Origin of the sequence: Streptomyces antarcticus (assembly GCF_026627255.1) — a bacterium.
GTDB lineage: Bacteria > Actinomycetota > Actinomycetes > Streptomycetales > Streptomycetaceae > Streptomyces > Streptomyces antarcticus.
This window is the reverse complement of record NZ_JAPNLM010000031.1, coordinates 55,711-75,106: the sequence shown is the minus strand read 5'-3', so window position 1 is coordinate 75,106 and position 19,396 is coordinate 55,711. Positions and strand designations below refer to the sequence as shown.

Genomic DNA, 19,396 nt, shown 5'->3' with positions numbered 1-19,396 from the left:
TGCCATCCACGACCCCACCCTCAACAGCGAACATGTTGCCATCGAGAGTGAGGCTGACAGAACCAGCATCCCGAACACCAACCGCCCGGTCACCCAGCCCGGCGAACGTTCGTGGACAACGCACTAGCCGGCCCCCATGACGGGCGGCCCGAAGCGCACCACCGCGGTGTGCCCGGCCGCGCTGAGCACGCAGTCGGACGGGCCCGCCAGCAGGGCGGCGTCGTACGGGGCCAAGTCCTCGGCGGCGCCGGGCCCGCCGGACCGCTCCAGCGCGGCCGGTCCGTCCAGGGCCACCACCAGGAGCGTCTCGCCCGGGTGAACGGCGAGGGCGAGCCGGCCCCGTACGACAGCGGTCCGCGCCCGCACGGCGTCCCTGCGGTACATCACGTTGAAGTTGACGACCGGGCCGGAGAGCAGCGTGCACCCGGTGTCCTCGTCCCCCGCGAAGTCCTGCGGCTGGAACCGCTCGTCCACGAGGCGGCGTACGCCGCCCACTTCGAGGTCCATGCCGGCGCCCTCGGCGAGGGTGAGGGTGCGGTCGACCCCGGGGAAGGCCGAGAACGGCCCGTCGGCGGCGACGTCGGCGAGGCTGACCCGCCAGGTGAAGTCGTCGCTGCCGGCGCCCTCGGGGCGTACCGCGATCTCCCGGGTGACTCCGCCACCGTTCTTCCAGACGGCGGCCGTACGGCCGGCCGCCCTCAGGATCCGGACCCCGCTGCCGCTGTTCATGGCGCCGACCCTATCGGGCCGCGGTGCGGGGCCAGGAGGTCAGGCGTCCTGCTCCATCGTGGGACGCAGGCGCTCCAGCAGGGCGTAGAGCGTCGCGCTCTCGGCCGCGTCGAGCGTGTCGAGCGCCCCGCGCGTCGCCTGCATCTCCTCCCGTACGCGGCGGATGATCTCGCGGCCCTCGTCCGTGGCGGCGACGTTCTTGACGCGGCGGTCGGTGGGGGACGGCTCGCGGCGCACCAGCTCGCGGGCCTCCAGGCGGTCGACGATCCCGGTGACGTTCGAGGCGTCGCAGACCAGCAGCGTGGCGAGGCCGCGCATCGGCAGGGGGCCTTCGAGCTGGGCGAGGACCTTGGCCTGGGTGGAGGTGAGGCCGTGACGGGCCGCGGCCGTTGCGAAGTCGCGCCACTGGGCGGTGCCGATGGCGGCGAGGAGCTCCAGCAGTTCGAGCTTGGAGGGCGCGTACGGGGCGGGGTGGCTCATACCTGGAGGGTACTCAGGATCATTGACATTATCAATTGTTTACTTGACCACCTTAACTATCGACGTCTACCGTCGGCCGAGTTACTTGAAGACATCAAACATCTGCGATCTGAAGCACTCGAAGCCCTTAAGAGGTCCCGCCCGCCATGAGCACCCCCTCCCCCGCCGCCGCACCGGATTCCGGGCACAGGAACGAGACGGTCATCGTCTTCGCCCTGAGCCTGGCCGCCATGGTCGTGTCGATGATGCAGACCCTGCCCGTCCCGATCCTGGGCCTCATCCGCGACGACCTCGGCACCTCCACCGCCGGCGTGAGCTGGGTGACCACCGCCACCCTGCTGTCCGCGGCGGTCTTCACTCCGCTCCTGGGCCGCTTCGGCGACCAGCACGGCAAGAAGCCGACCCTGGTCGCCGTGCTCGGCGTCATGGTCGCCGGTTCCGTCGTCGCGGCCCTCGCATCCTCGCTGCCGCTGCTGATCCTGGGCCGGGTGCTCCAGGGAGCGGCCACCGCGATCTTCCCGCTGGCCCTGTCCGTACTGCGCGAGGAGGTCCGGCCGCAGAAGCTGCCCGGCGCCATGGCGCTGGTCAGCGGCACGCTCGCGTTCGGCAGCGGGCTGGCGCTCGTCGCCACCGGTCTGCTCACCTCCGGGGCCGACGCGGACTACCGCAACGCCTTCTGGATGGCCACCGGCTTCGCGGTCCTCGCACTGCTCGCCGTCGTCTTCCTGGTCCCGGCCACCCGGCACAGGACCGGCGGCCGAACCGACTTCCCGGGCGCCCTGACCCTCGGCCTCGCCCTGCTGCTCCTCCTGCTGCCGATCTCCCAGGGCCACGAGTGGGGCTGGGCCTCCGGCCGCACGCTGGGCAGCTTCGCCGGTGCCGCCGTGATGACCGCCGTCTGGGTGCTGACCGAACTCAAGGTCCGCGAACCGCTCGTGGACATGCGGATGTTCGTCCACCGCCCGGTGCTGATGGCGAACCTGGCCGGCGTCCTCGTCGGCTTCGGCATGTTCGCGAACTTCCTGGGCGTCTCGTACCTGGTCCAGATGCCCGAGGCCCTCACCGGCTACGGCTTCGACGCCTCGATCCTGCGCGCCTCGGTCCAGTTCCTGCTGCCCGGAGCCATCGTCTCGCTGCTCGCCTCGCCCATCGGCGGCCGGCTCGTACGCCATCGGGGCCCGCGCGCGGCCCTGGCGCTCGCGGCGGCGCTCGGGACCGTCGGCTTCGCCTGGCTCGCCCTGGACCACCAGCACAGCGCCTCGGTGATCGGGGCCGGTCTCGTCGTCGGCGCGGCCGTCAGCTTCGGCTACGCCGCCATGCCCGCCGTGATCATGGCCAGCGTCCCGCACCACCAGAGCGGGATCGCCAACGGAATCAACTCGATCTCCCGCTCCACGGGCAGCGCGATCGGCAGCGCCGTCGTGACGACGATCCTGGCGTCCCGGACCATCGACCACCTGCCGGCGGGAGTACCCCCACTGCCCGCCGAATCCGGGTTCACCCTCACCTTCGGCATCGGGGCCGCCGCCTTCGCCCTGGTCGCGCTGATCAGCCGGTTCGGACTGCGGGGCGCGCACGGGACGGTGGCCGGCGGATCCCGACAGACGGCCCCGGCCGCGAAGACCGTCGAGACCGCCGCGACCGGCTGACGGGGCCGGCGGGATCTGGTGCCGAGGCGTCCGGAAACACCCCCACCGCGTGGCAGCGCCACCGGGAAGGGGGACCCGGGCGATCATCCGGGGGGATTCGAAGCGCGACTCCGGGGCATCCCAGAACGAGGCGATCCCGCCTTTGCCAGCCAATACGAGGAGGCAGCAGTGACCACCTACGTCATCACCGTGCCCGGCACGTTCCTGACGGACATCAGCGATGCGACACGCTCGGAACTGGTGCGGAGGCTGGCCTCGCACCACACCGACCTGAGCGAGACGGAAGACCTGAACCTGCTGACGCTCAACGACGACGGCACGTTCTCCGTCCGCCTCGAAGTCGAGGCCCACGACCGGGCCGGCGCCGAGGCCGCCGCCGTACGCATCACGGCGGGCGCCCTGGAGCAGTCGGGGTTCTCCGAGAAGGAAGCACCGCTGGGACCCCCCGCCGTCACCGGGATCGACGGCGACGTCTGACGTCGGTCCGGGCGGACGCGGACCCGGGCAACGGCTTGACGGGAGAGGCGGTTCGGCCGGGGTAAGCGGCTGGGGCTCAGGCCGGGTCCGGGCCGGACACCGGGTTCTCGATCAGGGTGATCCTGTTCCCGTCCGGGTCGTGGAGGGCGGCGAACCGGACCCGCCCGGAGCCCGGCTGGACTTCTCCGGCGCAGAGTCCGCGGCCGGCCAGCTCGGCGAGGACCCGGTCCAGGTCGTCGACGCCCAGGTTGACCAGAGCGGACCCTGCGTGATCGGGAGACTCGAAGACCTGCACCCAGGCGTCGGGCGAGACGTGCCAGTCCGCGAGCCCCGGCATGGGCGTCGTATCAGGAGCCCTGCCCAGGAGCCGTTCGTACCAGGCCGCCGCGGGCCCGATCTCCCGGACCGGGGCGACGGCGAGTACGTGGGTGAAGGCCATGGCGTGATCATCCCTTTCGCTGCCGGTTCGCGGTCGCGTGCGGCGCCGCTCCCCCCGGCTGCTACCCGGTCCGCCGGGTCCGTACCACCCGGCCGCGCCGTGTCGCTCGCGGCGGGTCGGCCCGTACGGACTGCATGGTGGAGCGCATGAAGGCTACGGACGTCATCGCCGACGGGTTCGAACGCATCCACGAGATCGTGCACGAGGCCGTCGAAGGACTCTCGGCGGAGCGCCTCGCCGCGCGCGTCGATCCGGCGGCGAACTCGGTCACCTGGCTCGTCTGGCACCTGACTCGCGTCCAGGACGACCACGTGGCGGACGCGGCCGAGCAGGAGCAGGTCTGGCAGTCCCAGGGCTGGGCCGCCCGCTTCGCGCTGGGCCTGCCCACCGGGTCCACCGGGTACGGGCACACGGCCCGGCAGGCGGGCTCGGTCCGGGTCGAGTCGGGGGAACTGCTGCTGGGGTACTTCGACGCGGTGCACGAGCAGACCCTGGGCTTCGTCCGCGGCCTGGACGCCGCCGACCTGGACCGGGTGGTCGACGAGCGCTGGGACCCCCCGGTGACGCTGGGCGCGCGCCTGGTCAGCGTGCTGGCCGACGACCTCCAGCACGCCGGCCAGGCGTCCTTCGTACGGGGTGTGCTGGAGCGACGGTAAGTACGTGCGCGAGGCCGGGCCGGTCACCCGTACGGAGTCGCCCGGAAGGCGGTACCGGTGGCCGTGGGCCAGGGTCGTGGCACGGGAGGTGCACGATGGAACCGCGTGTCAAAGGGTTCGTCCAGTCGTACAACCGCGAGCGGGGCTACGGGTTCATCCTTCCCCTCGGCGAGACCACTCCGGTCTTCGTCGAGCGGGACGAGATAGAGGCCGAGCCGAGGGTCCTCTCCGAGGAACAGCAGGTCACCTTCGCCATCGAGCTCGGCCGGGGCCGCATGGAGGCCCGCCGCGTCAGACCCTGACCCGGCGCACGAGCACCGCCAGCGCGGCCGCCCCGAGCACCGAGAGCAGGGCCGCGACCCGCAGGACGGACTCGATGGCGGGGCCGTCGGAGGCCGCGCTGCCCGCGGAGCCGCTGATCACCTCCAGCACGGTGGAGGCCACGGCCACGGCCACGGCTCCGAGCAGCACCAGCGAGGTCAGGACGAGGCCGGAGGCGGCGGCGAGCCGGTTCGCCGGCACGTAGGACTGGGTGGCCACGTTGGTCAGCGCCCAGCCGAGGCCCACGCCGAGCCCGACCACTGCGAAGACCGCCGTGTACAGGGCGAGCGAGGTGGCCCAGGTGAGGGCGAGGAGGCTGACGCCGCACACCAGCATCCCGGCGGCCATCAGCGACTCGGGGCGCAGGTGCTGTGCGAGGTGGCCCGACCAGTAGCTGGCGGCCCCGGCGCCGATGGACAGGGACAGGAACACCAGCCCGGAGTCGAGCGGGGAGAGCCCGCGCGCCTGCTGGAGGTAGAGCGCGGACAGGACCGCGACCAGGCAGTAGACGATGTTGGACAGCGAGCCGGCCAGCGTGATGACGACGAAGGGGCGGTTGCGCAGCAGCTCGAGGTCGAGGAGGGGCTCGGCGGTACGCCGCTCCAGCCGGACGAACGCGGCCAGGAGTGCGGCGCCGCCGACGAGGCAGGCCAGGGTGGCCGGCGAGGTCCAGCCCCAGTGTTCGCCCTGGTCCACGCCGATCATGACCGCGCTCAGCCCGGCCGCGAGCGCGATGACCCCGGGGACGTCCAGGCCCCCGGAGGCCTCCTCGTCCCGGGTCTCGGGGACGTAGCGCAGCATGAGGACGGCGGCGGTGGCGCAGAAGGGCACGTTCAGCAGGAACACCGCGCGCCAGCTGACGTGTTCGGCGAAGGCGCCTCCGATGAAGGGGCCCAGGGCGGTGCCGATGGCGCTGAAGGCGAGGACCGTGGCGACGGCCCGGCCCTGGCGGGCGTCGCGGAAGTAGGCGGTGACCACGGCGACGGAGACGGGGAAGACGAGGGCGGCCGCGCACCCCTGGACGACACGGCCCGCGGTCAGCCACGCGGTGTTCTGGGCGGCGGCGCACACGACGGACACGACGCCGAAGCCGATCAGCCCGGCGACGAGGACGCGCCGCCGGCCGAGCAGGTCGGCGGCCCGGCCGCCCGTGATCATGAGGGCGCCGAGGGCGAGCATGTAGCCGCTGACCAGCCACTGGAGGTCCGTGGTGGGGGTGTCGAAGTCGCTGGCGATGACGGGGAGCATGAGGTTGAGGGCGAACCAGTCCATCTGCACCAGCAGCATGGAGATGGCGGCCGCCGCGATCACGGCCCGGTCGCGCCGGGTGAAGAGCCCCCGGCGCGGATGCGCCTGTGCGGATGCGCTCATGACACCGCCCGCCTTCGGTCTCTGCGACCCATCGTGGCACCGCCCGCAGCACGGCGCCCGGCACGGCCGGCAGCCCCGGGGAGGCCGCCCGGAACAGATCAGCGCGGCGCGCGGGCCCCCTGCCGGCCCCACCGCTCCCGGCACGACGCCGCGTCCGCGCACCGTACGCCCGCGTGCCGCTCGCTCACGCGCCGCGCACCGGCCCGCCGATCCGCTACGCGCCGCTCGCTTCGAGCATGCCCTCGCGGTCGACGATCTTCACGCGCTCGCGCCCCTGGGGCTCGCCGAGCGCCTTCTCGGCGGCGTCCAGCCGGTACCAGCCCTCCCACGTCGTGTAGCGGACGCTCCGCTCGGTGAGGAAGGACTCGACGGCCTCGGGCCCGGGCGTTGCCGGCGTGAGCAGGCGGCCCTCCGCATGGTCGGCGAGCAGGTTCGCGACGGTCTCGTTCGCGTCGCCCTTGGTGTGACCGATGAGGCCGATGGGGCCGCGCCGGATCCAGCCCGTGACGTACGTGGACCGCAGGTGGGAGCCCGCCTCGATCACACGGCCGCCCTCGTCCGGGACGGTGCCGGACTCGACGTCCCAGGGGAGCTTGGGCAGCTCGTCGGAGAGGTAGCCGACCGCGCGGTACACGGACTGGACGTCCCAGTCGGTGAACCGGCCGGTGCCCTTGACGTTGCCGGTGCCGTCCAGCTCGGTGCGCTCGGTGCGCAGTCCGACGACCTTGCCGTCCTCGCCGAGCACCTCGGTGGGCGACTCGAAGAAGTGCAGGAACAGTTTGTGCGGGCGCTGGCCGGTGTCGCGGATCGCCCAGTTCTCCAGGGTCTTGGCGACCATGTCGGCCTGCTTGTTGGCACGGCGCGTGGCGATCGAGCCGTCGTCGTAGTCGATGTCCTCGGGGTTGACGATGACCTCGATGTTCGGCGAGTGGTCCAGTTCGCGCAGCTCCATCGGGCTGAACTTGGCCTGGGCCGGGCCGCGGCGGCCGAAGACGTGCACCTCGAGCGCCTTGTTGGCCTGGAGGCCCTCGTAGACGTTCGCCGGGATCTCGGTCGGCAGCAGCTCGTCCGCGGTCTTGGCGAGGATGCGCGCGACGTCGAGGGCGACGTTGCCGACGCCGAGCACCGCGACCTTCTCCGCCTCGAGCGGCCAGGTGCGCGGCACATCCGGGTGCCCGTCGTACCAGGAGACGAAATCGGCGGCGCCGTAGGAGCCGTCCAGGTCCACACCGGGGATGGTCAGCACCCGGTCGGCGGTGGCGCCGGTGGAGAAGACCACCGCGTCGTAGAACGAGTGCAGCTCGTCGAGGCTTATGTCGTTCGGATAGTCGACGTTGCCGAAGAGACGGACCTGCGGCTTGTCGAGCACCTGGTGCAGGGCGGTGATGATGCCCTTGATCCGCGGGTGGTCGGGGGCGACGCCGTACCGGATCAGACCGAAGGGAGCGGGCATCCGCTCGAAGATGTCGATGGACACACCGGGCTCGATGGCGGCCTCGGACTTCAGCAGCGCGTCGGCGGCATAGATTCCGGCGGGGCCGGCTCCGACGATGGCTACCCGCAGAGGGCGAGGCATGGCAAGGGTTCCCTTCGAGCGACGGCAAGGTCAATCAAGGGGAACCCTAAACTAAGGCAATCCTAACCCGGCACCCGGTGTCACTTTATGACCTCATAACCAAAGCTTATGACCACCCCAAGGCCGCCTTGGGTTCTTCCCGTCCCCGCGGGTGCCGGCCGGCCCCGGCCTGGGCGCGAGGCACCGCTCACGCCGAACTCGCTGGTCAGCGCGCACGCCACCTGACAGACTGAGACGGCTTGATCACCCCCAGGAGGACACATGGCAGACGAAACAGACACTCCGCAGGACGAGACTCCGGCCGACGAGGCCAAGCGCAAGTTCCGGGAGGCCCTGGACCGCAACGCTGCGAATGCCCAGTCCCAGGAGTCGCACCAGAGCCGGGCGAAGGTCCAGGGTTCCAGCAGCGGCCCCGGCGGCAAGAACAAGAAGGTCCGCCGCAAGACCGGCTGACCCTCGGACCCGCGGAGCTCAGTCTCGCCGTCGCGGCGGCGGGACCGGGCCACTCCGCCCCGGCCGGCCGTTGGGCCACACGGGTGAGTGGGGATAACCCCGGCCACTGAAAGCAGTTGATCAGCGCGTCCCGCCGAGGGCAGCTATCACGCGACAGTGCGACAGAAGGAATCCCCCACATGTTCAAGAAGTTCATGGCCACCGCTGCGGTCACCGCCTCTGTGCTGGGCGCGGGCGCCGCAGTTGCCTCCCCGGCGATGGCGATCGGCAACGACAACGGCGTCAACACCGTCAACGGCAACGGCGCCGCGCAGATCTACGGCAACCAGGAGACCGCGGGCGCACAGAGCCCGCAGCTCAGCGCGGTCCAGGGCTCCCTGAACAAGCTCTGCATCGGCCTCCCGGCCAAGGTCAACGCCCAGTCCCTGGTGGCGATCATCGCCAACATCGGCGTCCAGGACGTCAACGTGCTGGCCAACCCGCAGAACCAGCAGTGCGCCGAGAACTCGACGCAGGCGAAGGGTGACGAGTCCGCCTCGCACATCCTCAGCAACATCCCGATCCTCTCGGGCAACGCCTCCGCCGGCAGCTGATCCCGGCAGCCCCTCCCCCCGTCCCCGCGCCGACGTGCCCCTTCCGTCGGCGCGGTGGCACGTCATCACCACACAATCTCCTTGGTCTAGACCTTGACAGGTCCAGACCACTTTCGCTTCAGTGTCGGTAGCTGTCGCCCCCACGACAACTCCCCCCACTGAAGGAGCAGTTACGTGATACGTGCGCTTCGCCGCCGCGCCCTCTCCCTGGCCGCCGCCGCAGCCGTCACCCTGGGCCTCGCCATCGCCCTCCCTTCCTCCCCCGCCGCGGCCGCGGCCCCCGCCTGCGCGGGTGCCTGGGCCTCCTCCGCCGTCTACACGAACGGCGCGAGCGCCTCGCACGCGGGGCGCAACTGGAAGGCGAAGTGGTGGACCCAGGGCGAGACGCCCGGCACCACCGGCCAGTGGGGCGTCTGGTCCGACCAGGGCGCCTGTGGCGGCGGTGGAGGCCAGGACCCCGATCCCGACCCCTCCGGATTCGTGGTGTCCCGCGCCCAGTTCGACCAGATGTTCCCGAACCGGAACCCCTTCTACACCTACGACGGCCTGGTCGCGGCGCTGTCCGCGTACCCCGGCTTCGCCAAGACCGGCGACGACACGGTGAAGCGCAGGGAAGCCGCCGCCTTCCTCGCGAACGTCTCCCACGAGACGGGCGGCCTGGTCCACATCGTCGAGCAGAACACCGCTAACTACCCCCACTACTGCGACGCGACCCAGCCGTACGGCTGCCCGGCCGGCCAGGCCGCCTACTACGGCCGCGGCCCCATCCAGCTGTCGTGGAACTTCAACTACAAGGCCGCCGGTGACGCCCTCGGCATCAACCTGCTCGCCAACCCGTACCTCGTCGAGCAGGACCCGGCGGTCGCCATGAAGACGGCGCTCTGGTATTGGAACACGCAGAACGGCCCGGGCACGATGACCGCCCACGCGGCCATCGTCAACGGCGCGGGCTTCGGCGAGACGATCCGGTCGATCAATGGCGCCCTGGAGTGCAACGGCGGGAACCCCGCCCAGGTCCAGAGCCGCATCTCGAAGTACCAGGGCTTCACGCAGCTGCTGGGCGTGACCCCCGGCAACAACCTCGGCTGCTGATCTCACGCCTCCCGGGCCGGGCCGGTCAGGTCCGATCAGGGCCGGTCCGGTCCGGGAGGAGCCGCGCCGTGGCCGTCTCGGCCGCGGCGCGCGCGCACGTGCGGACGGGCGCCGGGCCCGTCCTGCGTCGGAGGGACCGCCCGACGACGCGCGCCGGGATGCCGGCCCGCCCCCTTCCCCTCTCCGACGGGCGCCGGCGCGGCGGCTACTGCGGCTGGCCCCCGCCGGCCAGCGCGGCCGCCAGCTGGGCCCGCGAGCGGACGTCGAGCTTCTGGTAGATGCGGGTCAGCCGCGCCTCCACCGTCTTCACGCTGAGGAAGAGCTTCGCCGCGGCCTCCTGGTTGCTCGCGCCCTGGCTGACCAGCAGGGCCAGGCGGGCCTCGCCCTCCGTCAGGGCCGCCGCCGGGTGCGCGGGACCCCCTTCGCATGCGGCCGGCTCACGGGCGAGCGCCGCCCAGGGGACGGCCCCCGCGAGGTCGAACACCTCGGCCGCCGCGGCCAGCGCGGCGCGGGCCGGCGCGCGCCGCCGGCGGCGGCGCTCCACCCGGGCGAGCGCGAGCAGCGTACGGCCGCGCTCCAGCGGGAGTTCCAGGGTCGCGAACCGCCGGGCGGTGGTCTCCAGGAGGTGGACGGCGGCCTCCGCGTCGCCCTGCGCGGACAGGCACAGCCCCCGGGCCCGGTCCAGGGCGGCGACGACCCCGGTCCGGCCGAGGCCGACGGCGACGGGGCGTACACCGCCGATCAGGCGGGCCGCCTCGTCCGGGGCGTCGGCGGCGACCAGCGCTTCCGCGAGTTCCCCGTGCCAGCGCAGGATCGAGGGGTCCACCACCTGCTGGGCGGCTTCCAGTTCGGCGACGCGGCGCAGGGTGGCCACCGCCTTCGCCGCCTCGCCGGTGGCCAGTTCGACCAGGCCGAGCGCGTGCAGGTTGCGGGACAGGAAGACCTGGTCGTGTTCCTCGTGGGAGGCCTGGATGCCGCGGCGGGCGTACCCGGCGGCGCGGGCGAAGCCGCCGCCGGCCGCCTCCGCCATCGCGGCGACGTACCAGGCGGGGCCGGGTGAGAGGCCCGCCTCGATGGTCAGCTCCAGGGCGCGGCGGGCACGGGCGGAGGCGGCCGTGCAGCGGCCGCTGCGCAGTTCGACCTCGGTGAGGCTGCGGAGCACCTCGAAGACGTCCTCGGCCGAGCCGGTACGCCGTACGGCGGGCAGCAGGACCATCAGCTGGCGGCGGGCATCGGTGAGCCGGTCGTCGAAGAGGGCGTGGCGGACGGAGAGGTACTGGGGTGCGTTGCGCATCCCCAGGGGTACCTCCGGGGCGGGGAGGGCGAGCGCTTCGGCGAGGATCGCCTCGGCGCCGGGGTCCCCGAGGATGCGGCCCATGCGCGCCCGTACGGTCAGGGCCATGGCCTCGGCCACCTGGTCGCCGCCGAGCGCGGCGAGGGCGCCGGCCGCGGCGGCGGCGTCGCGGGAGCGGACCGGGTCGCCGTCGCTGAGGTTGTGCTTCCAGGCGATCCGCAGCTGGACGGCGGCGCGCAGGGCGGGGTCGCCGGCGGCGTCGTCCATGGCGTGGGCGAAGGTCTCCTCCAGCGCGCCGAGGTCCTGTCCGGCGGCGTCGATCACGGCGAGGCGGGCGCGGACCCGGTCGGCGGGCGAGGCGTCGCGGGCCAGGACGGCACGGGTGGCGCGCCGGGCGAGGTCGGCGCGGCCGGCCCAGCCCGCGTCCTCGGCGGCCGCGACGAGCCGGGCCAGCCCCTCGCCGGCCAGGTGGGTCGGCGTACGTTCCGCCGCCAGCAGGCCCAGTTCGGCGGCGAGGGCCCGCTGCCCCCGGCGGCGGCAGGCCGCGGCGGCCTCGGTGACCTCGGCGGCGAGCCACTGGTCCGGGGTGTCCACGGCCAGCGCGCGGTGGCGTACGGCCTGGACGGGGTCGTCGACGGCTTCGGCCAGGGCGGCGTGCCCGGCGGCCCGTTCCGGCCAGCCGGCGTCGGCGGCGAGCGCGGTGGGCAGGGCGCCCGCGGTGAACTCCACCGTGCCGTCCTCCCCCACCCGTACGAGCGCGGCCCGTTCCGCCTCGGCCAGCTCGGCTTCGGCGTCGGGGCGCCCGGCGCGGCGCAGCAGGGCGGTGGTGGGGCGGGCCGCGAGGGCGGCGAGGAGGAGGGTGCGGCGGGCCTGGGCGGGGGCCTCGGCGAGAAGGCGGCGGGCCACCTCGCGGGCCTGCCCGGAGACGGGCAGGGGGTCGGCGTGGTGCGCGCTCGCGTCGCGGGCCTCGGCGGCTTCGGCGAGGGAGTGGCCGAGGGCGAGGGCCAGGCGCGGGTTGCCGCCGCTGGCCTGGTGGATGCGGCCGGCGAGGCGGGCGGGCAGGCCGTGGCGCACCAGGAGCTCCGCGACCTCGTCGGCGCCGAGCGGGGGCACCCGTATCGCGGGGGTGCCGGGGCCGCACAGGGCTGCGCCGACCGGCGCCCCGCTCTGGACGCATTCGGCCACGAGGACCCGGACCCCGGGCGGGGTCAGGCGCAGGGCGAAGCGGAGCAGGTCGGTACTTTCGGCGTCGAGCCACTGGGCGTTGTCGAGGACGAGCAGGACCGGGTGACGGGCGGCGAGCCTGCGCAGCACCTCGACGACGGCCAGGCGCAGCGCGACGTGGTCACGGCCGGTGCGGGGGGCGTCGGCCTCTCGGCGCAGGAGGGCGATGGCGGTGCGCTGGGGCCCGGAGAGCCCCTCCAGGCCGGCGCCGGGCACGGAGGCCAGGAGGGCGGCGGCGGAGGCCTCGGGTATCCACTGGTCGGCTGCCTCGGGGGCGAGGCGCAGCACGGTTTCGCGCCGGCTTTCCGCGGCGGCCGCGACGGCGCGGACCACCTCCGTCTTGCCCGCTCCGGTGGGTCCGGTGAGCACGGCCCGGCCGTGCGCGGCCAGCGCACGGTCCACCGCCCTGATCAGTTCACCGTGTCCGACACTCGCGTCAGCGTGCCCAGTCGCCGCCCCCACGCACAGCCACCAGCCTTCCGGTTACCCGCTTCTGTGCCTTTCCTGTGAGACGCGACAATACGAGGTCGGACGCCGGGTGGACCCGGATTGTGACGCAGAAATCAGTCAGTGTGCGGGAAAGCCCGCCGGACCTGCCGATACGCGGTGTATTGGCAGGTCCGGCGGGTCACTTGGTCCGTACTATCGGCCCGTCAGCACCGGTTGGGGGGCCGGTCGCGGGGCGGGGACGACCGGATCGCCAGGTGGGGTCCCGGGTGCCGATCGTGCCGTTGTCGTTGGCGTCGTTGTCGTTCGCGTTGTCGTCGTTGGCGTTGTCGTCGTTGACAACGCGTGGGAGGTGTACGGCAGCGGCGGGACCGGGGTGGGGTGGTCAGTCCCGTCCCGGTCGCCGCCGTGTGCCGCGTCGTCCCGTTCGCCCGGTGGGCGTCGCACGGCGGTCGGGACGAGGGCGGTACCGGCGGTCCCCCGGGTCGGTGCGGCTTCACGTCCATGTGGGGTTGGCGTGCGGGCCGCGGGCCCGGGGGAGATCGCCGGTGGGCAGACAGTAGGCAACGCGGAGATGAACCCGCTACCGGGAAAACCCTTGTCCGACCCCTCTGCCGCCCCGCGAGGGCTCCGTCAGGGCTTGGCGAGCTTGCGGAAGTACGTCCAGCTGGACTCGTTCGGCTCAGTCCACTTCTCCGGCGCGTGGGCGTACTCGGGGTGGTGGGCGGCGATGTACGCACGGGTCCGCTCGGGCACCTCCGCGTACGAGTCCAGCTTGCGGCCGCGGCAGTGGAAGGCGAGCCCGCCCGGGCGCTGCCCCCGCTCCATCCACGGGAGGTACGGGGACATCCGCATCCAGGACATGGTCGCGGGAACGCTCACCGCGGCGGCACCGGCGGCGGCACCGGCACCAGCGGCGCCATCGGCATCTGCGTCAAGGACGCTCGCGGGCGCGAAGAACTGGAACAGCTCCAGCGCGCGATAGGTGTCGTCCGCCGAGTTGGCGGGGAACTCCGCGACGGGCAGCGGCGAGGGGTAGGCGAGGGGGATCTCCAGGCTGAAGCAGACCTGGTCACCGAGGGTGGTCACGGGGATCGGGAACGGCCGCAGCTTCTGGTTGGCCGGGTCGTTCCAGACGTGGATCACCGGCTTGTCCTCCCAGGTCTCCAGGATCTCCCGGGACAGGGGGTCCAGATAGAACGCGGCCTCCCGGGTCAGCAGCCGGAACCCGCCGGTCTCCTCGTCCTCGGTGAGGCGGGCGGCGTTGATCCCCTCGAAGCCGAACAGGCGCCGGTAGGGCTCGCCCGGCGCCCAGGAGTAGACGTCTCCGGTCCACCAGAAAAACACCTCGGCGCCGTCGAGCGAGGCACGGGTACGGACGAAGGCGCGCAAAAGCTCGGACGGTGTCATACGCCGTACTCTGCGCGGTCGCGCCCCGGAGCGGCAAGCGGCCGCAGAGACAACCGGGCGGCGCACGGACCGCGTTCGGAGCGGGCGGCCGGCGTGTGCTTCCGGCGGGGTGGTGATCGGGCTGCCGGGCCCTCCGGGCACGCGGCGGGGCGTGATCCTGACGCCGGTGCTCAGGCGCCTCCCAGGCGCGTGATCTCGCGGGCGGCCTTGGGCGAGTGGACCCCCCGGTTGAGGGCCTGTGCCCGGCGCAGTTCCGCGGCCGCCTCGGCCGCGCGGCCCGCGAGCCGGTAGACGCGGGCCCGCTCCACGCGGGTCAGCATGATCGCCCGCTCCTGCTGCGCCGGGCGGGCCGCGAGGGAGGCGTCCAGGGCGGCGTGGGCCGCCTCGTGGTCACCGAGCAGGCCCAGGACGACGGCGCGCTTGAAGTGGAGTGCGGCGGGCCGGTAGGTGTGGAAGGGGTCGGTGTCCGGGCGGGCGCCGCCCTGAAGCCGGTCCGCGGTCGCCAGCCAGGTGAGCGCCGGGGCCCGCTGCCCCAGGGCCGCGTGGACGTGGGCGGCCTGGTCCGCGACGAAGGCCTGGACCATGGCGGGGGTGCGGGGCGAGACCTCCAGGGCCTGCCGGACGTAGGAGAGGCCGACCGCGGGCGGGTTCTGGTCGAGGGCGGCCTGGCTGAGCAGGCGCAGCGCGATGGCCCGGGTGGAGGGTTCGCCCGCCAGCTCGGCGAGGGCGGCCGCGCGGCCGAGGCGCCGGCGGGACGCGGCGAAGGAGGACTGGTCGGCGCAGCTGCGGGCGAGGAGCAGCACGGTGCGCGCCGCGTGACCCAGTTCGAGGGGGGTGAGGGCGTCCTCGACCCCGGTGGTGAGCACCGAGTGGAAGGTGCCCCGGAGGTACGCGAGGAGGACGGGGGCGGTGGCGTCTCCGCCGAGGGCGTCCACCTGTCCGGTGAAGAAGTCCTCGGCGGCCCGGCGCAGTCCGGTGTGCGAGAGGGCCGCGACGTGCGCCGGGGCAGCGTGCCCGGAGAGGATCTCGCACAGCAGGCCGGGGACGGGGTCCCGCGGGGTGCTGCCGCGCAGCCAGTGGGCGACGGCGGTGCGGTCGTAGGCGGTGGTGAGGCCGGCCGCCCGGGCACTCGTGTTGAGCCGGCGGGCCAGGGCCTCGTAGGTCCATCCCGTCTCGCGGATCACACGGTGCAGGAGAGGATTGGAAGGGGTCATGCCGGTGATTCCTTCCTTGCGACGGGGTGCGCTCGAGAAGGTTGCTTTTACGTATAAACCGCCATCCAGGATGAAAAGTTGCGGGGCCGGAGCCCGTCATGCGGATCCCAGGTTGACGGCGGTGCCGCCACCGGCGACCGTGACCGCCATGGGGAACGCGCGCCTACTGCTCACTCTCGTCGTCTGCCTGGTCCTGGGCGGGGGGCTCACCGCTGCCGTGCTGGGAGCCTCGCGGGCGGGCGGACCGCACGCGGGCTCCGCGGCGGCCGGACCCGCGGTCTCCGACTACGTGGACATGGCCGAGGTCCCGCCCGGATCCGCCCCCCGCGTCCTGCCGCCGTCGGGGCCGGACGCCTCGGCCGGATCGGTCGTGGTGGAGTGCGGCCGCAACGAGGAGGGCCACTACAACGAGGACAACCTCGTCGTCTCGCCGGGGCTGGTGGCGGGCGCCCACCACACGCACGCGTACGTGGGAAACCTGTCCACCGACGCGATGTCGACCGACGCCTCCCTGGACGCGGCCGCCACGAGCTGTCGGGGCGGCGACCGCTCCACGTACTACTGGCCCGTGCTGCGCCGGCCGGACCGGCCGGGCCCGCGCCCGCACGAGGGTTCGGCCGGACACGGCAACACGGGCGAGATCGTGGCGGAGGCCTCGGTCCGGGTGGAGTTCCGCGGCAGTCCGGTGAGCAGGGTCGTGCCGATGCCCCGCTTCCTGCGCGGGATGACGGGCGACGCCGTGGCGTTCACGGCGGCGACCGACGCCGACGTACGGGCCCGCTGGGGGTGTTCGGGCGCCCCCGACCGCGCCACCACCCGCTATCCGCGCTGTCAGGCGGGCGAGCGCGTCACGCGCACCCTGGTCTTCCCCAGCTGCTGGAACGGCCTGGAGACCGCGAGCGCCGGGCACCGCTCTCACCTGCTGTTCCCCTCGGGGGGCGGGGTCTGCCCGCAGGGCACCTTCCCGGTGCCCGAGCTGCGCGTCTCCTTGGCGTACGAGGTCGCCCCGGGCGTGCCGCTCGCGCTCGACTCCTTCCCCGAGCAGCGGCACAGTCCCAGGACGGACCACGCGATGTTCGTGAACGCGATGACCGAGGAGCAGATGGCCGGAGTGGTCGACTGCCTCAACTCGGGCCGCGCGTGCCGCACCTGAGTGACGCAGGTCACCTGAACCGGGGGCGGCCGGGCAGCGTGTTCCGACCGCACCACCCAGCGAGGAAGACGGAGAGGGTGAGATGGCCGGACCACTGTGGCCCCGCACTCGGCGGGGCTCGACCGACGAGGCATTGATCAAGTCGGTGTACGAGGAGCACGGCCACGCCCTGCTCGCGTACGCCACCCGACTGACGGGTGACCGGGCCGCCGCCGAGGACATCGTCCAGGAGACGCTCATCCGGGCCTGGCGGCACTCCGAGGTCCTGGTGAACGGGAAGGGTTCGGTGCGGGGCTGGCTGCTGACGGTGGCCCGCAACATCATCACCGACCGGTACCGCGCCAAGGCCGCGAGGCCGCCCGAGGTCTCCGGAGCCGCGGCCGCTCCCCCGGTGGAGATGGACCACGCGGACGCCGTGGTGGACACCATGACGGTACTGGGTGCCCTCGACCAGCTCTCCCCGGAGCACCGGGACGTGCTGACGGAGTTGTACTACCGCCAGCTCAGCGTCGCCGAGGCCGCGGACAGCCTCGGCATACCGGCGGGCACCGTCAAGTCGCGTTCGCACTACGCGCTCAAGGCCCTGCGCGAGGTCTTCAGGGACAACAGCGCCAGAGAGCACGGCTCCAGAGAAGGAAATCGATCGGGCAGGCCGCCCCAGCAGCCCGCCGGACTGCGTGAGGTGGTGGCATGAACCGGCAGCGGCACGAGGAGGAACTGCTCGGCCCGTACGTGCTCGGCGTCCTGGACCCCGAGGAGAACCGCCGGGTCGAAGAACACATCAGCGGCTGCGTGCACTGCCGGGAAGAGGTGACCGCGTTGCGCGAAATGGAGGCGGCACTGGGAGAGGTACCCGAGGAGGCGTTCCTGGACGGGCCGCCGCACGGCGGTGACCTGATGCTCCAGCGCACCCTGCGGCAGATGCGCGGGGAGCAGACCGCCGACCGGCGCCGGCGCGTGGGCCTGGCGGGACTGGCCGCGGCGGCCTCGCTGGCCGCGGTGTTCTGGGCGGGCGCCCAGCTCGGCGCCGCCGGTGACTCCGGACCGGTCGCGCTGCCCCCGCAGCCGTCCCCCACGGTGTCGACGGCGCCTTCGGCGCCGGTGGCCGGGACCAGGCTGGGCTCCGCGACCGACCCGGCCTCGGGGGTGCGGATGACCGTACAGATGACACCCGCGGTGAAGTGGGTGCGCGTGCGCGCCGCGGTCACCGGGGTGCCGCCCGGCGAGCGGTGCCGGCTGATCGTGGTCTCCAAGGACGGCAAGCGCACCACCGCGGGCAGCTGGGTCGTGGGAGGCCAGGAGAAGGGCGAGGGCAAGGGCGCGGCGCTGGACGGCTCGGCGGCCGTGGACCCGGCGGACGTCAAGTCCATCCAGGTCGAGAACGAGTCGGGCCGGACCTTCGTGTCCGTACCCGTGTGACGCTCCCCGGCCTCCGGGCCGGGGACGTGACAGAGCCCGGGAGCATGTCCAGCTCCCGGGCTCCTGCTTGCCACCCAATTCGCACACCGGCTGCATTTAAGGGCCGCGGATCATTTTTAGACCGACGTGTTCTGCCTTTGAACTACCGCGCCACGAGGAGAGGCGCAGAGGGGACTTGAACCCCTATCCGTCGATGATCGTCCGCGCCCGGTCGATCCGGTGTTCGGCGGCGAATACTGAGACTGGAGCGAGAATCTGAGATTTACGGGACCGCCTCTGCCAGGCTTGGGCCACCCCGGCGTGCAGTGCCGGGAGAGGGATTCGAACCCCCAACTGTCGTCCCTTTTCAGCTTCAACATCAGTTTCAGCTTGCGCTCTCGCGCACCCCCCGCGCTCGCGGGGGGCGATCTGGGGGCTACCTGAACAGGTAGCCGAACACCGCGTCGCCGACCCGCTGGTCGGTGACCTCGGCGCCGTTGGCCTCCTCGCGGGCGAACTTCACGGCCTGCTGGAGCTTCTCCACGCGGTCGAGCAGCTCGTTGACCCGGCGGGCCGGGAGGGCCCCGGAGAACTTCACGGTCGTCCAGTAGCCGACCGGGACGTCCTCGTAGTAGACCTCGACCTGCGCCGGGTGCTTGTCGGTGGCCTCGGCCTTGACGTGGTTGCGCGGCACCTTCTTGGTGCGGATGGTGCGTACCGGCTCCGTCTTCCACGAGTCGGTGGACGGGTCCAGGTTCCAGGACTCGGACGCGTCGAGCACCGGCAGCTTCCGCACGAAGGTGTGCAGGTCGGTCAGCTGCTTCTCCAGGAAGAGCAGGTAGGGCACGGGCACCTGCGGGAGCAGGACGTTACCGTCGACGACGACGTCCGCGGACGCGGTGCGGTTCGCCCAGTCCTTGGTGGCCGTCACGTCGAACAGGCGCGTCAGGGTCCCTGCCGTCGCACGCAGCGCGTCCTCGGCCTTGACCTGCACCCGGGTGGATTCGGGCGGCAGTTGCTCGCCCTCCTCGTCCTTGGGCTGGTACGTACGTGAGATGCCGGCCAGCAGGGCGGGCTTCTGGACGTCGTGGTGAGCCTGGGTCAGCTCTTGGAGGGACTTGGACTTGACGCCCTTTTCCACTGCGATTATCTGATTCAGCTTCGGCACGTGATCAACCTAGCAGCCCCCTCCGGCGGCCCTCATCCGCTTTTCGCACGACGGGGCGTTCAAGACCGGCACGGCCGTGGCCCGCGCCACGCAGGACGGGACCGTGGCGGCCGGGACGGCGGCCGCCGTGCCCGCGACGGCGAGCGGGAGGGGGCGCAGGACGGCGGGTAACGCGGCCGCGACCGCGATCCGGTGTCGTGTCATGACACCGGATCGGGGCCGTCCGGGCGCGCATGCCTGACCTGTCGTCAG

The 19,396-nt window shown here is 72.9% G+C and carries 20 protein-coding genes; 10 read left to right on the top strand and 10 right to left on the bottom strand.

The window, feature by feature from the left end; genetic code table 11:
* Positions 1-123: 123 nt before the first annotated feature.
* Positions 124-729, bottom strand: coding sequence for a HutD/Ves family protein (locus OTB16_RS33185; protein ID WP_267725723.1), 606 nt, complete (start codon positions 727-729; stop codon positions 124-126).
* 39 nt (positions 730-768) lie between these two features.
* Positions 769-1,209, bottom strand: a complete 441-nt coding sequence (locus OTB16_RS33180; protein WP_267725721.1) for a MarR family winged helix-turn-helix transcriptional regulator — start codon at positions 1,207-1,209, stop codon at positions 769-771.
* A 146-nt stretch (positions 1,210-1,355) separates the two neighbouring features.
* Between OTB16_RS33180 and OTB16_RS33175 the strand changes: the two genes are divergently transcribed.
* Positions 1,356-2,858: an MFS transporter gene (locus OTB16_RS33175; RefSeq protein WP_267725718.1), complete on the top strand. Its 1,503-nt coding sequence runs from the start codon at positions 1,356-1,358 to the stop codon at positions 2,856-2,858.
* Between the two features lie 168 nt (positions 2,859-3,026).
* Positions 3,027-3,335, top strand: coding sequence for a hypothetical protein (locus OTB16_RS33170; protein WP_267725715.1), 309 nt, complete (start codon positions 3,027-3,029; stop codon positions 3,333-3,335).
* A gap of 76 nt (positions 3,336-3,411) precedes the next feature.
* Here the strand turns inward: OTB16_RS33170 and OTB16_RS33165 are convergent, their stop codons facing one another.
* Complete coding sequence (locus OTB16_RS33165; RefSeq protein WP_267725712.1) at positions 3,412-3,774, bottom strand: VOC family protein; 363 nt, start codon at positions 3,772-3,774, stop codon at positions 3,412-3,414.
* Between the two features lie 146 nt (positions 3,775-3,920).
* On the opposite strand from OTB16_RS33165, the gene OTB16_RS33160 reads away from it, so the two are divergent.
* Both OTB16_RS33160 and OTB16_RS33155 read left to right on the top strand, forming a co-directional pair.
* Complete coding sequence (locus OTB16_RS33160; RefSeq protein WP_267725710.1) at positions 3,921-4,430, top strand: mycothiol transferase; 510 nt, start codon at positions 3,921-3,923, stop codon at positions 4,428-4,430.
* A 95-nt stretch (positions 4,431-4,525) separates the two neighbouring features.
* A complete protein-coding gene (locus OTB16_RS33155) occupies positions 4,526-4,732 on the top strand; it encodes a cold-shock protein (protein WP_267725707.1) in 207 nt (68 codons plus the stop codon).
* Here OTB16_RS33155 and OTB16_RS33150 read toward each other — a convergent pair.
* Both OTB16_RS33150 and OTB16_RS33145 read right to left on the bottom strand, forming a co-directional pair.
* A complete protein-coding gene (locus OTB16_RS33150; protein ID WP_267725705.1) occupies positions 4,722-6,122 on the bottom strand; it encodes an MFS transporter in 1,401 nt (466 codons plus the stop codon). The two genes, OTB16_RS33155 and OTB16_RS33150, sit on opposite strands and share 11 nt — an antisense overlap.
* A 214-nt stretch (positions 6,123-6,336) precedes the next feature.
* Positions 6,337-7,698, bottom strand: a complete 1,362-nt coding sequence (locus tag OTB16_RS33145; protein ID WP_267725702.1) for an FAD-dependent oxidoreductase — start codon at positions 7,696-7,698, stop codon at positions 6,337-6,339.
* A gap of 261 nt (positions 7,699-7,959) precedes the next feature.
* Between OTB16_RS33145 and OTB16_RS33140 the strand changes: the two genes are divergently transcribed.
* The 3 genes from OTB16_RS33140 to OTB16_RS33130 all read left to right on the top strand — a co-directional run bounded on the left by OTB16_RS33140 (position 7,960) and on the right by OTB16_RS33130 (position 9,836).
* On the top strand, positions 7,960-8,151 hold the full coding sequence (locus tag OTB16_RS33140; RefSeq protein WP_267725699.1) for a DUF5302 domain-containing protein: 192 nt from the start codon (positions 7,960-7,962) through the stop codon (positions 8,149-8,151).
* A 179-nt stretch (positions 8,152-8,330) separates the two neighbouring features.
* Positions 8,331-8,744 carry a rodlin gene (locus tag OTB16_RS33135; protein WP_267725696.1) on the top strand — a complete coding sequence of 138 codons (414 nt, stop codon included), beginning with the start codon at positions 8,331-8,333 and terminating at the stop codon, positions 8,742-8,744.
* 174 nt (positions 8,745-8,918) lie between these two features.
* Positions 8,919-9,836, top strand: coding sequence for a glycoside hydrolase family 19 protein (locus OTB16_RS33130; RefSeq protein ID WP_420717845.1), 918 nt, complete (start codon positions 8,919-8,921; stop codon positions 9,834-9,836).
* Between the two features lie 205 nt (positions 9,837-10,041).
* Here the strand turns inward: OTB16_RS33130 and OTB16_RS33125 are convergent, their stop codons facing one another.
* The 3 genes from OTB16_RS33125 to OTB16_RS33115 all read right to left on the bottom strand — a co-directional run bounded on the left by OTB16_RS33125 (position 10,042) and on the right by OTB16_RS33115 (position 15,425).
* Positions 10,042-12,816: a helix-turn-helix transcriptional regulator gene (locus OTB16_RS33125; RefSeq protein ID WP_324290911.1), complete on the bottom strand. Its 2,775-nt coding sequence runs from the start codon at positions 12,814-12,816 to the stop codon at positions 10,042-10,044.
* Positions 12,817-13,434: 618 nt separating this feature from the next.
* A complete protein-coding gene (locus OTB16_RS33120) occupies positions 13,435-14,211 on the bottom strand; it encodes a DUF1838 family protein (RefSeq protein WP_267725691.1) in 777 nt (258 codons plus the stop codon).
* A gap of 170 nt (positions 14,212-14,381) precedes the next feature.
* Positions 14,382-15,425, bottom strand: a complete 1,044-nt coding sequence (locus OTB16_RS33115; protein WP_267725688.1) for an NsdA family TPR-like regulatory protein — start codon at positions 15,423-15,425, stop codon at positions 14,382-14,384.
* 148 nt (positions 15,426-15,573) lie between these two features.
* Between OTB16_RS33115 and OTB16_RS33110 the strand changes: the two genes are divergently transcribed.
* From OTB16_RS33110 to OTB16_RS33100, 3 genes are all read left to right on the top strand, one after another.
* Positions 15,574-16,578 (top strand): DUF1996 domain-containing protein, encoded by a 1,005-nt coding sequence (locus OTB16_RS33110; protein ID WP_267725686.1) that lies wholly within the window; start codon positions 15,574-15,576, stop codon positions 16,576-16,578.
* An 82-nt stretch (positions 16,579-16,660) separates the two neighbouring features.
* Positions 16,661-17,272: a sigma-70 family RNA polymerase sigma factor gene (locus tag OTB16_RS33105; RefSeq protein WP_267725683.1), complete on the top strand. Its 612-nt coding sequence runs from the start codon at positions 16,661-16,663 to the stop codon at positions 17,270-17,272.
* Positions 17,269-17,997 (top strand): anti-sigma factor, encoded by a 729-nt coding sequence (locus OTB16_RS33100; protein WP_267725680.1) that lies wholly within the window; start codon positions 17,269-17,271, stop codon positions 17,995-17,997. Before OTB16_RS33105 ends, OTB16_RS33100 begins: the two co-directional genes overlap by 4 nt.
* A 415-nt stretch (positions 17,998-18,412) precedes the next feature.
* Here the strand turns inward: OTB16_RS33100 and OTB16_RS33095 are convergent, their stop codons facing one another.
* Together OTB16_RS33095 and OTB16_RS33090 are read right to left on the bottom strand one after the other, a co-directional pair.
* Positions 18,413-19,144, bottom strand: a complete 732-nt coding sequence (locus tag OTB16_RS33095) for a DUF7873 family protein (RefSeq protein WP_267725677.1) — start codon at positions 19,142-19,144, stop codon at positions 18,413-18,415.
* A gap of 9 nt (positions 19,145-19,153) precedes the next feature.
* Positions 19,154-19,348 (bottom strand): hypothetical protein, encoded by a 195-nt coding sequence (locus tag OTB16_RS33090; RefSeq protein WP_267725675.1) that lies wholly within the window; start codon positions 19,346-19,348, stop codon positions 19,154-19,156.
* Positions 19,349-19,396: the final 48 nt, after the last annotated feature.